This window comes from Chryseobacterium sp. JK1, assembly GCF_050632815.1.
Taxonomy (GTDB): Bacteria; Bacteroidota; Bacteroidia; order Flavobacteriales; family Weeksellaceae; genus Chryseobacterium.
In genome coordinates this window covers 1-12,238 of sequence record NZ_JBODRU010000002.1, presented here as the reverse complement: position 1 = coordinate 12,238, position 12,238 = coordinate 1, and the positions used below count along the sequence as shown (strand labels likewise).

General features: G+C 35.4%; 9 protein-coding genes. 5 read left to right on the top strand and 4 right to left on the bottom strand.

What is annotated here, in order from left to right:
• Positions 1–40: 40 nt before the first annotated feature.
• The 3 genes from secA to ACQ76T_RS13005 all read right to left on the bottom strand — a co-directional run bounded on the left by secA (position 41) and on the right by ACQ76T_RS13005 (position 4,626).
• Complete coding sequence (gene secA / locus ACQ76T_RS13015) at positions 41–3,115, bottom strand: preprotein translocase subunit SecA (RefSeq protein ID WP_431343750.1); 3,075 nt, start codon at positions 3,113–3,115, stop codon at positions 41–43.
• A gap of 124 nt (positions 3,116–3,239) precedes the next feature.
• Entirely contained in the window at positions 3,240–3,461 is a 222-nt protein-coding gene (locus tag ACQ76T_RS13010) for a DUF2795 domain-containing protein (RefSeq protein WP_002662059.1), read from the bottom strand.
• A gap of 136 nt (positions 3,462–3,597) precedes the next feature.
• Positions 3,598–4,626 (bottom strand): GDP-mannose 4,6-dehydratase, encoded by a 1,029-nt coding sequence (locus tag ACQ76T_RS13005; RefSeq protein ID WP_431343749.1) that lies wholly within the window; start codon positions 4,624–4,626, stop codon positions 3,598–3,600.
• A gap of 89 nt (positions 4,627–4,715) precedes the next feature.
• Between ACQ76T_RS13005 and ACQ76T_RS13000 the strand changes: the two genes are divergently transcribed.
• From ACQ76T_RS13000 to ACQ76T_RS12990, 3 genes are read left to right on the top strand one after another with little or no spacing between them, the layout of a single operon-like run.
• A complete protein-coding gene (locus ACQ76T_RS13000; protein ID WP_431343748.1) occupies positions 4,716–5,513 on the top strand; it encodes a DUF2797 domain-containing protein in 798 nt (265 codons plus the stop codon).
• Positions 5,514–5,516: 3 nt separating this feature from the next.
• Complete coding sequence (locus ACQ76T_RS12995; protein WP_431343747.1) at positions 5,517–7,283, top strand: WG repeat-containing protein; 1,767 nt, start codon at positions 5,517–5,519, stop codon at positions 7,281–7,283.
• A 2-nt stretch (positions 7,284–7,285) separates the two neighbouring features.
• Positions 7,286–9,943, top strand: a complete 2,658-nt coding sequence (locus tag ACQ76T_RS12990; protein ID WP_431343746.1) for a hypothetical protein — start codon at positions 7,286–7,288, stop codon at positions 9,941–9,943.
• Positions 9,944–10,065: 122 nt separating this feature from the next.
• Here ACQ76T_RS12990 and ACQ76T_RS12985 read toward each other — a convergent pair whose 3' ends face one another.
• Positions 10,066–10,416, bottom strand: coding sequence for a hypothetical protein (locus ACQ76T_RS12985; RefSeq protein ID WP_431343745.1), 351 nt, complete (start codon positions 10,414–10,416; stop codon positions 10,066–10,068).
• A gap of 174 nt (positions 10,417–10,590) precedes the next feature.
• Here ACQ76T_RS12985 and ACQ76T_RS12980 point away from each other — a divergent pair, with 174 nt between their 5' ends.
• On the top strand, positions 10,591–10,785 hold the full coding sequence (locus tag ACQ76T_RS12980) for a hypothetical protein (RefSeq protein WP_422695260.1): 195 nt from the start codon (positions 10,591–10,593) through the stop codon (positions 10,783–10,785).
• 120 nt (positions 10,786–10,905) lie between these two features.
• Complete coding sequence (locus ACQ76T_RS12975) at positions 10,906–11,952, top strand: PA0069 family radical SAM protein (protein ID WP_431343744.1); 1,047 nt, start codon at positions 10,906–10,908, stop codon at positions 11,950–11,952.
• Positions 11,953–12,238 lie beyond the last annotated feature (286 nt).

Sequence of the window (12,238 nt, the reverse complement as noted above, 5' to 3'; positions counted from 1 at the left end):
TTACTAAAGCGGGTTTTGTATGATTATGATTAAATTTTTCTTATGCTGGAATTTCTCCTTTGTATAAGAAAGAGATAATCTCTTTGTTCAATTTGTCGATCATTTCACTGAATAAGTGGAAAGATTCCTGTTTGTAAATAACAAGCGGATCTTTCTGCTCGTAAACGGCTCCCTGAGAAGATCTTCTTAAGTCATCCATTTCACGAAGGTGAAGTTTCCAGTTTTCATCAATGATTGATAATGTGATATTCTTTTCGAAGTCGTTCACTAAACTTTCACACTGAGTATCGTAAGCTTCTTTAAGATCTGCCACAATAGTCATTGTTTTGTGCCCGTCTGTGAAAGGAACCTGAATCATTTTGAACATTGAACCTTGATTTTGGTAAACATTCTCAATGATTGGGAATGATTTTTCTTTCAATAAGTTCAACTTCATTGTGTAATCTTCCTGAGCAGCTTTGAATAAGATATTTGTCAGATCCTGAACCGTCTTATTATTAAAATCATTTTGTGAAACTGGAGATTCCATGGTAAATGTTTTAATGATTTCGTATTCAAAATCTTTATAATTTCCTGACGCTTTTCCTTTCGCAACGATAGAATTGGCAACATCGAAAATCATATTTGTGATGTCATATTTCAGGTGATCTCCGAATAGAGCGTTCTTTCTTCTCTTGTAGATTACGTCACGCTGTTTGTTCATTACGTCATCATATTCAAGAAGTCTCTTTCTTGTTCCGAAGTTGTTTTCTTCTACTTTTTTCTGAGCTCTTTCAATAGACTTACTGATCATAGAGTGCTGAATTACTTCTCCCTCTTTGTGACCCATTCTATCCATCATTTTAGCAATTCTTTCAGAACCGAATAAACGCATTAAGTTATCTTCAAGAGATACATAGAATTGAGAACTTCCCGGATCTCCCTGACGTCCAGCTCTACCTCTCAACTGTCTGTCAACACGTCTTGAATCGTGTCTTTCTGTACCGATGATGGCTAAACCTCCAGCTTCTTTTACTTCTTTGGAAAGCTTAATATCCGTACCACGACCTGCCATGTTGGTTGCAATCGTAACAACTCCTGGCTGTCCTGCTCCTGCAACAATCTCAGCTTCCTTCTTGTGAAGTTTCGCATTCAATACCTGGTGCGGGATTTTTCTTAATTGAAGAGCTTTTGATAATAACTGAGAAATTTCAACAGAAGTAGTACCTACAAGTACAGGTCTTTTCTGTGCTGTTAATCTTTCAATTTCTTCAATTACAGCATTGTATTTTTCTCTATTGGTTTTGAAAACCAAATCTTGTTTGTCATTTCTTAGAATAACACGGTTGGTCGGGATTACCACAACGTCTAATTTGTAGATTTCCCAAAGCTCTCCAGCTTCCGTTTCAGCAGTACCTGTCATCCCCGCAAGCTTGTTGTACATACGGAAATAGTTTTGAAGCGTAACCGTTGCAAAAGTTTGAGTAGCAGCCTCAATTTTTACATTCTCTTTAGCTTCGATCGCCTGGTGAAGACCGTCAGAATAACGACGTCCCTCCATGATACGACCTGTCTGCTCATCTACGATTTTTACTTCTCCGTCTATGACAACATATTCATCATCTTTTTCAAATAATGTATAGGCTTTCAATAGCTGGCTCATCGTGTGAACACGTTCAGATTTTTCAGCAAAGTCTGCGAAAAGTCTTTCTTTAGCTTCAAATTCTTCTTCTTTAGATAAATTTTTAGCTTCTACTTCAGCAATCTCAGTTCCAATATCAGGTAATACGAAGAAGTTAGAATCAGAGTTCCCCTGAGACATATATTCAACACCTTTGTCTGTAAGATCAACCTGATTGTTTTTCTCCTCAATGACGAAATAAAGATCTTTATCTACAATCGGCATATCACGGTTGTTGTCCTGCATATATTGTGCTTCCACTTTCTGAAGCAATGCTCTGTTTCCGCTTTCCGATAAGAATTTGATGAGTTGTCTGTTTTTTGGAAGACCTCTGTACGCCTGAAGTAATTTGAACCCTCCTTCTTTCGTATTTCCTGCAGCGATCAATTTTTTCGCTTCATTGAAAATAGCAGAAACAGTTTTCTTTTGTACTTCAACGATTCTGTCGATAGAAGGTTTCAGAACATCAAACTCCTGTCTGTCTCCCTGAGGAACCGGACCGGAAATGATCAAAGGTGTTCTTGCATCATCTACCAATACAGAGTCAACTTCATCCACGATAGCAAAGTTCAGTTCTCTTTGTACCAATTCTGAAGGTGAGGTTACCATGTTGTCTCTCAAATAGTCGAAACCGAACTCGTTATTGGTTCCGTATGTAATATCTGAGTTGTATGCTTTTCTTCTTCCGTCCGAGTTGGGCTGGTGGTTATCGATACAATCGATAGACATCCCGTGGAACTGATAAAGAGGGCCCATCCATGCGGAGTCCCTTTTAGCAAGGTAGTCGTTCACGGTTACCACGTGTACCCCTCTTTCCGGAAGTGAATTTAAATAAATAGGTAATGTTCCTACCAAAGTTTTACCTTCACCGGTTGCCATCTCGGCAATTTTACCACTGTGAAGAATAATACCTCCGATAAACTGAACATCATAGTGGACCATATCCCAAACTACTGGAGTTCCGGCAGCATCCCATGAGTTTTTCCAAACAGCTTGGTCTCCCTGAATTTCTACAAAATCTTTCCCCATAGCAGCCAGTTCTCTATCCCAGTCACTTGCTGTTACACGGATTTCTCCATTCTGAGCCCATCTTCTTGCCGTTTCTTTGATCAATGCAAAGGCTTCGGGAAGAACTTGTACCAGAACTTTTTCTTCAATTTCGTATGATTCTTTCTTAAGAGTCTCAATTTTTGAGAAAAGAGCTTCTTTTTCGTCAACGTTGGTTGAATTTTTTATCTGCTCTTTAATCTGTTCTATTTGAGCTGTGATCTTGCTGGTTGCAGATTTTATATTCTCTTTAAACTCAGCCGTCTTTTGTCTCAACCCATCATCCGACAATTGTTGAATGTTAGGTTCTACAGCTTTGATTTTTGTTACAACTTTTTTTACTTCTTTTAGGTCCTGCGCTTTCTTGTCTCCCAAAAACCCTTTAAGAACTTTGTTTAAAAAACTCATAAATTATTTGCTTTATGCTTAATGCAAAATGCTTTAAGCGTTTTAAATAACACGCTTATCGTGTAAATTAATATATAAAAAGGGCAAAAAAGCTCTAAGCCATAGCCTAAAGCTTATCGCTTTATTAATATTCGTCCTCGTTCCAAAGGAAATCCTCGTCAGTAGGATAGTCACTCCAAACCTCCTCGATAGATTCGTAAATTTCTCCTTCGTCTTCGATAGCCTGAAGGTTTTCCACTACTTCCATAGGTGCACCAGTTCTGATTGCGTAGTCGATAAGCTCTGCTTTTGTCATTGGCCAAGGTGCGTCACTTAAATATGAAGCTAATTCTAATGTCCAGTACATAATTTTCTAATTTTTTGCAAAAGTATAAAAATAGGTTGTATAATAAACTTTTTTATACTTGATTTTCAATTCTTTTTATAATTTTTTCTTATAGATGGCTGTCACAAACTGGCTGGCAGCTATGTCAGCAATTTACTTATTGTCGTTTTCTCAAAAACCATTCCACAAATTTTTTTATGCCATTTTGGAAGTCTGTCATAGGTTTATACCCTATTAAATCCCTTGCTTTTGTAATGTCTGCATTGGTTTTTGTGACATCTCCCGGCTGCATTGGCAGAATTTTTTTGGTGGCAGATTTTCCCAGTGCCATTTCTATAGTGGAAACCATCTCCGATAAAGTGACGACCTGATTTTCTCCCAGGTTAAGAATCTCATAGATCCCGGAATTTTGTTCCAGATAAAGGATTGATTTGGAAATCCCATCAATAATATCCTCTATATAAGTATAATCTCTGGCCGTATTTCCATCCCCATAGAAAGGGATTTCCTGATTCTCCGAAATAAGCTGGGTAAACTTGTGTATGGCAAGATCAGGTCTTTGCCTTGGCCCATAGACGGTAAAGAATCTAAGCTGGATCATATCTATATGGTATAGATTATGGTAAACATGACCTATAATCTCTCCACTTTTCTTGGTGGCCGCGTAAGGGGAGATCGGGTTATCTACATTATCTGTTTCTGCAAAAGGAATTTTTTCATTGTTTCCGTAGACACTTGAAGAGGATGCGCAAATGAATTTTTTAATATTGAAATCTTTACACAGTTCCCAAAGATTCATAGTACCGCGAACATTTACCTCTTCATATTCCAAAGGACGCTCAATAGAGGGGCGTACACCCGCCAGGGCAGCCAGATGAATCACCATGTCGATAGGGTGATTTCTAAAGATAGCCTCCAATCCTTTTTGATCCCGGATATCCTGCCAATAGAGGGAATATTGATCAGAATGAGCGAGCGAAACTAAATGACGGATATCGGTCTCTTTATCTGAGAATTCAAAATCCGAAATTTTACCGATTGACTCTAAAGTATTTTTAATTTTTACCTGATAATTATAGAAATCATCAAAATTGTCAATGTTTATGACAGAATGTCCATTTCTTAATAATTGTTCAATTAAATGAGAACCAATGAACCCACTACCGCCTGTTACAAGATAAACCATTTGTATTTTTTATGAGTACAAAAATATAAATTTTACTATTTGAAAAATATAATCATTAAATTTACTTAAAAAAGTAATATAAATATAATATGCAGTTTCAAGGGCAAATTTTAAAAATGACAAGCTACGATGCGAAGCCAATCCAATACTACCTCAATCTTTCAGGAGATCTTATCCATATGAATGAGTTGATTGGAAAGGAGTTAAGCATAAAACACACTGGGTTCCAATGTGTAAATTGTGGTGAAAATAAACCGATTTACAGGATGGGATTCTGCAAAAACTGTTTTTTTGAAAGCCCTTATGCAAGTGATACCATTATCCGTCCAGAACTTTCCACGGCACATTTAGGTGTTGCAGAGCGTGATCTGGAGGTGGAAAAACAGATTCAGCTGCAGCCACACACGGTGTATCTGGCGTATACAGGAGATGTAAAAGTGGGAGTGACCAGAAATACACAGATTCCTACAAGATGGATTGATCAGGGTGCTACTTTTGCATTACCCATTGCAAGAACAGAGAACCGATATGAAGCAGGAATGATAGAAGTTGCTTTAAAAGATCACCTGGCAGATAAAACCAATTGGAGAAAAATGCTTCAGGATGATTTTGAAGGCGAAATCGATCTTGCAGATTTCAGACAGAAAATAAAAGAACACTTCCCTGAAGATTTTCAAAAATTCTACAGAGAAGGAGAAGATTTGTGGATGTTCGACTATCCTTTTGAGAAACCTGAGAAAGTCACTTCATTTACTTTAGATAAAAAACCTGAATTTATAGGAAAACTGACCGGCATTAAAGGTCAGTACCTAGGGTTTGAAGGAGGAAACTTTATTAATATAAGAGGACACGAAGGATATGTGATCGAACTCGGTGTAAAGAACTGATAAATGTACAAATATTTACCTTTAATATTTCTTTTGTCATGTACTCCAGATAATCCTAAAATCACAAGACAGGATATTGATTATATTGAAAAAGATAAAAATACAGGACTTTTCAGAATACATCATAAAAACGGAAAGTGGGGATTCGTAGATAAAGATACGATGACTACAATTCCTTTTATATATGATTTTATAAATCCTTTTGATGAAAACGGATTGGCTTATACAAAAGACAAGGGTAAAGAATTTTATATAAACAGAGAAGGCAGAGTGGCTATTCCTGCAGGTTACGATGAAGTAGGGTTGTTTTCAGAAGGAAAGCTAAGTGTTAAAAAAAATAATAAATACGGTTTTCTGGATACAAAAGGGAATGAAATCATTCCAATGATGTATGATGAAGTTGGCTTTTTCAGCCAGGGGCTTTGCCGTGTTTCACAAAATGAAAAATACGGATTTATTGACCCGAAAGGAAAGGTTGTTATTCCTATTATATATGATGCTGTTGATAATTCCCACACCGATTCTATTGTGATCGTTTCTAAAAATAAAAAATGGGCCTTTTTTGATTCTAAAGGAAAGCAATTGTCGGAATTTATATATGATAAGGTTTTTAGTGGGTACAATCTCAATATACCACCTCCTTCAGATATAAGTGAAGTTACTACTTATTTTAAAAATGGCGCTGTGTTGGTCGTAAAGAATAAGAAGTATGAGTTTCTCAATGAGAAAATAAAACCAGCCTTTCAGGGCAATATATTCGATCTGGCATCCGTATTTGATACTTATAAAAATGCCATTGTCAAAAAAAATAATAAATATGGAATTATAAAACCTGACGGAACGGCAAAAGTTCCGGTAGAATATGACTGGATAGGATATTTTGATACCAATCATAATTCCTCAGAGTATTATAATGCGAAAAAAGGAAAAGTATTCCATATCTATAACAGGAACCTGAAGAAAATAGGGGAGTCATATGAAAAGGTTTCCAATGACTTTTCAGTTTCAACACCAGCAATTATATTTAAAAACTTGAAAGGAAAATATGGCATGGTGAATTCAGACGGATTCATTTTGATTCCTTTTGAATATCAGGAGCTTGATAAACTGAATAAGGATCTTTTTTTGGGAAAAAAGAATGGGAAACTAGGAATAATTGATAAGAATGGAAAACAAAAAATTCCTTTCGAATATAAAAATTTGTATGATCTGAATGAAGAAGGTTTATTCGTTGCCGATGCTAAAATTATAGATATCAATAATAAAACTATACTATCAGGGTATGAAAGTCTGATTCCTGTTCACTATAATGATCATCAGTTTATTGTTTCCAAAAATAAAAAATACGGAGTCGTTGACCTTAAGAGTAAGATATTATTGCCATTAGAATATGATGAAATTTCAAATTGGGTTGAATATGGACCTCATGAACGCCATTTCATTGTCAAAAATGGAAAATATGGTTTGGTAGAATATGGAACATTTAAAGTGGTTATTCCGCCTGTTTACGAAAAATTTAGGCAGAGAGAAAGATTAATTTTTGCTTCCAGAGAGAATAAGGCAGGGATTTTGGATATTGATAACAAAGAAATCTGCCCTTTTATTTTTGATGAAGTTAAACCAAGTATATTTTTAAGGGATACAGATCAGAAAAATAGGGCCTATGCTAAAAAAGGAAATCAGTTTTATGAAATAACTTTAGCAGGTAAAATCATAAAAGAGATTTCCAGAAAAGTTTATAAAGAAAACACCGAACACCAAAATATATAAATATGAAAAAATGGGTTAAAAGACTATTAATAGGCTTCGGAATACTGGTGGGGGTTCTTCTTGCCGCCAACTTCGGACTGAACATATGGCTTAAAACCCAACTTCCCGATTACATTAAAAACAATACCGAATATAAAGTTTCCTATAAAACACTGGATGTAGATCTTACCACAGGAAACATTCTCTGTGCAGGAATATCTGTTAATAGTAAAAACCCTCAGAATACTGAAGTTGTAGGTTTGCAGGGAACAATTGATACATTAAAGATTAGTCGCTTTGGAATTTATGACGCTATTTTCAATAAAAGAATAAGCTCGTCTGACCTTTTACTGGCCAAACCTACTCTCAATATCATTTTGGCTAAACCTGCGGATCACAAGTCCGGTAAAAAGAAAAACCCTTTTCTATTTGAAAATATCAGGATTAATGAAGGCAAAATTTCTATTTTCAAATATACCAAGCAAAAACTGTTATCTGTTCAGCAGCTAAATCTCTTTGTAGAAAACCTTCAGATGACCGAAGAATCGGTGGAAAGTAAATTGCCTGTAGTTTTTGATAGCTATACTATTAAAGGTAGAGATTTCTTTTTTCGCCCAGAAGAAGCCTATGCTCTTACTATCCGCACTATAAATACAACTGACGGACAGATGTCAGTGGAGGATTTTAAATTGACGCCACTTTTATCTTTTGCTCAGTTCAAGAAGTTTTATCCTAAAAAATCCCAATTATTTGACGTTGCTATCCCTAAAATAGAGTTTAAGGATGTGATGTTGAATAAAAATCAAGTCTCTCTGGCCAATGCAGATTTTCAAAATCCTGTTTTTAAACTATATACTACGGGGGTAAAAGCGGTAAAAAAAGAAAAAAAATCAGACTTTGAGGTTAATTTGGAAAATATAAAGCTTAATAATGCGGTTGTCCAGATTCATAAACCTGATGGAAACAAACTTCTATCTGCGGGAAATCTTAGTTTGAAGATCAATAAGTTGTTGTTCAACAAAGAAACATCCCAGCAGCTTATTCCTGTAGGATATAAAGACTTTACCCTGTCCGGCAGAAATATAGAATATGCGGGAAATCAAAATATTTCCGTAGAAAATGTTGCTTTAAAACCGACCAATGGAGAAATCAGGAATATTGTATTACACTCAGATCTCTCTGCAGGAGCAAAGATGAAAACCGATTTAAAAGTGGATCACGTTGCTTTTAATATTAATACATTAGAATTTATCAATAAAAAACTCAACCTTGATCTTAAAGATGTTCTTGTAGAAAATGTAAACGGAACTTTTAAAGCTCCAGAGAAAAAGACAGAGAAAACAACTCAGCCCGGAATCATCAATTCTCTGATAATAAGAAAAGTTTCATTAAAAAACTCAAATATTACCTATGATAAAGCAAAACAACCCCTTGCTTTTCACGATTTGAATGCTACGTTTAATGAAATTGAATTAGCTTCTCAACCTAATCGCAGGGAACTTTTATTCAAAATCAAAGACTATTTCCTTACAACACGCAACTTTGCTTACAAAACACAGTTCTATACGATGAGTGTTGGACTTTTAAAATTGAATAAAAATAAAGTTCAGGTCAATAATTTTGCCATGAAACCTCTCGTTTCAAGAGCTCAGTTTATCAAAATGATTCCCGTTGAGAGAGATCTGTATGATCTGAAGGCGGGTCAGATAACAGCAGAAGGAAGTTGGGATCTGTTTTCTCAACATAAATTCATCAATGCTTCAAATGTAACGGTACAATCTGCAGATGCTAATATTTTCAGAAGTAAAATCCCGAAAGACGACCCCAAAATAAAAGCACTTTACTCTAAAATGCTTCGTTCTATTAAGATTCCGATGACTGTTCACAACTTGGATCTGAAAAATTCTATTTTAGTATACGAAGAGGATACGCCTGAAAGTATGGGCCCCGGAAAACTGACATTCAGTAACTTTAATATGAACGTCAAAAATCTGAATTCTGCCAAAACAAAAGGAAAACCCACAAAAGTGGATATTAAAATCAACTGTTCATTCATGAACCTGTCTCCTCTTGCTGTGAACTGGAGTTTTGATGTGGCTGACCAGGGAGATCATTTTGCCATTTCCGGTAAAACATCCAACCTTCCGGCGAGTGGAATCAACCCTTTTATCAGGCCTTATCTTCATGTGACAGCTACCGCAGGGACAATTCAGGAAATGCTTTTTAATTTTAAAGGAGATCCAGCAGGTCTGCATGGCACGTTCAATCTTAAACATAAAGATTTAAAAATTGCTGTTTTAAATAAACATAATCATGAAAAGAAAGGCTTTCTCACTGCTGTTGTCAATATTTTCATAAAATCTGATTCCGGAAGCTTCCCGGATGCCGTTACCGTAGAAAATGTAGAGCGGGATCCCACAAAGTCCTTCTTTAATCTGTTTTGGAAAGGAATAGAACAGGGATTAAAGAAAACACTGATTGGTAGAAATGTAGAAAAGACAGAGAAAAAAGTAAAAAATGCAGTCTCTTCAGTGAAAGACATGAAGCAGTCTGTGAAAGAACTGAAGCAGGAAATAAAGAATAAAAAAACGGATTCGAAACCCGCAGCAGAGAAAAAAGAAAAGAAAGGTTTTCTGAACAGTATTTTTAAGAAGAAAGAAAGTAATTCAGAAAAAGAATAATATTTTAAACCATTAAAAGATAGTACAATAAACTCACCTTATCAAATAATAAGAGATAATTGTTTATCGTAATTAAAATCAAATCAATGGTTTAAAAAATTACTATAAAGTATAAAGGGTTCTTAAAAATTGAATTCATCACTTTCCAGAACCGGGATGTCTCTTAAAAATTTATCAAATTCTTCACCGGGATAATTGCTGTCTGCTCCATAAGAATCTATAATCATCCCGCGATTTCCAGCATCGTCTTTTACAACATAAAGAACCGCATTGTCATCAGGATTGCTGTCTCCCTCAAAACGGTAGGTTTTCAAAATGATCAACTCAGTGGGTTGATAAATTTTCTCAGAATTTTCAAACTTCATCTCACAATGTTCATTCATTCTGAATTCTCTGTGTATTCCTCTTTCAGAAAGCGTTTTCATAACCTGACTCAGGGTGGTCATTTGATCGTAGTTTCCTGGATTTTCCATAATGTTATTTTTGTTGTTGAATACAATAATTAAACCATTGCTTTTTTAAATATAAGAAAAATAATCAATTACGATTTTGTGAGAAATAAAGGTTAATGTTAACAAAAATTATAATTTGAAAAAATAAAATAGGTATACTTTTTGCAATGCATATAATAATAAATCAAAGAAAATATGAAAAAAGAAGTTGGAGTTTTACTGGCAGGAGGAGTTGGTCTTTTGGCAGTATTGAGTTTAATAAGTATTAAAAAAATTTTGACTAAAAAAGATAAAAAATACAGTGATTCCTATTCGGACTATCACAGACACTTTGATGAAAAGAATCAAGAAGATGAAACTCATGGAGTGGAACTTTACGCACTGAAGTAGTAAAAAAATATATTAATTATGTTTAATCCAGCGCTTTTTCAAGTGTTGGATTTTTTTGTGGAAAACTTTAATGTTAAAACTCATTATTATATAAAAAAACCACTCTAATTTTACAAAGGAATGCAAAACGAAAATTTCATAAAAGGTCAGGGAGCTCAGCGCAACGTTATCAACCGTTTCGACAGATATACCTATGAACCTGAAGATGAAGATTTCGAAACAACCAAAACTTCCTTTACTGACGTTTTTCCAAAAACTATTGTTAATCAGGTTAAAAGCGAAGATCTTCCGATGGAATATTCCATGAATCCTTATCAGGGATGTGAGCATGGATGCTCTTATTGTTTCGCCAGACCTACCCATGAATATTGGGGCTACAGCGCAGGAATTGATTTCGAAAGAAAAATCATGGTCAAAAAGAACGCTCCGGAACTGTTGGAAAAATTTTTTCAGAAAAGAGGATATAAACCTGCTCCAATTCTGCTTTCTGGGAATACAGATTGCTATCAGCCAGCAGAAAGACAGTTTGAAATCACCAGAAAACTTCTTCAGATGTGTCTTGATTACAGACATCCTGTCAATGTTTTGACAAAAAATGCTCTGGTATTGCGAGATATTGATATTTTAAAACCAATGGCCGAGCAGAACCTGGTTTCTGTTTCATTAAGTATTCCTACCATTAATGAAGAACTCAGGCGAAAGATGGAGCCCAGAACAAGTTCCGCAAAAAATAAATTGAAGGCCATAGAAATTCTGACCGAAAATAAAATTCCTGTTCATGTTATGGTTGCGCCAATCATTCCGGGGTTGAACAGTGATGAACCTTTAAATATTCTAAAAACAATTTCAGAAGCAGGTGCTTTAGGCTTTGGATATAATGTAGTTCGTTTAAATGATACCGTTGAACCGGTCTTTGTAAACTGGATTGAAGCACATTTTCCCGACAGAGCTCAAAAGGTTCTGAATCTGATACGTTCCATGAGAGGAGGGAAGCTTGGTGATAAAAGATATTTTGAAAGACAAACAGGTGAAGGCAATATTGCAGAAATGATTCACGCTACCTTTAAAATAGGAAAGAAGAAGTTTTTCACAGGAAAAGAATTTCCTAAACTCTCTATTGCAAACTTTACAGGCACCCGCGATCAGCAATTGAGATTGTTCGATTGATGTCGCTTCTCAAAAGTCTTATCTATTATATATAGTATAAACGGCTTTATCTTTTCCAACCTTTTTTATTAATCATATATCATAATATAGTACATCCTATTTCTCAGGAGCTATTTCCTGCTATCCATTTTTACTCCTCGCTCCCGCGCTTTCCTACACGCAAACCCATTCACGTACCTACCTAAGCTGTGGGGTAACCATTCCTATCAGGGCTATAATCCTTGTCGAGAAAAAAATACGGCCAAAATACCTCATTCCTTCTAAAACCCATCTCCCAATCCTACAA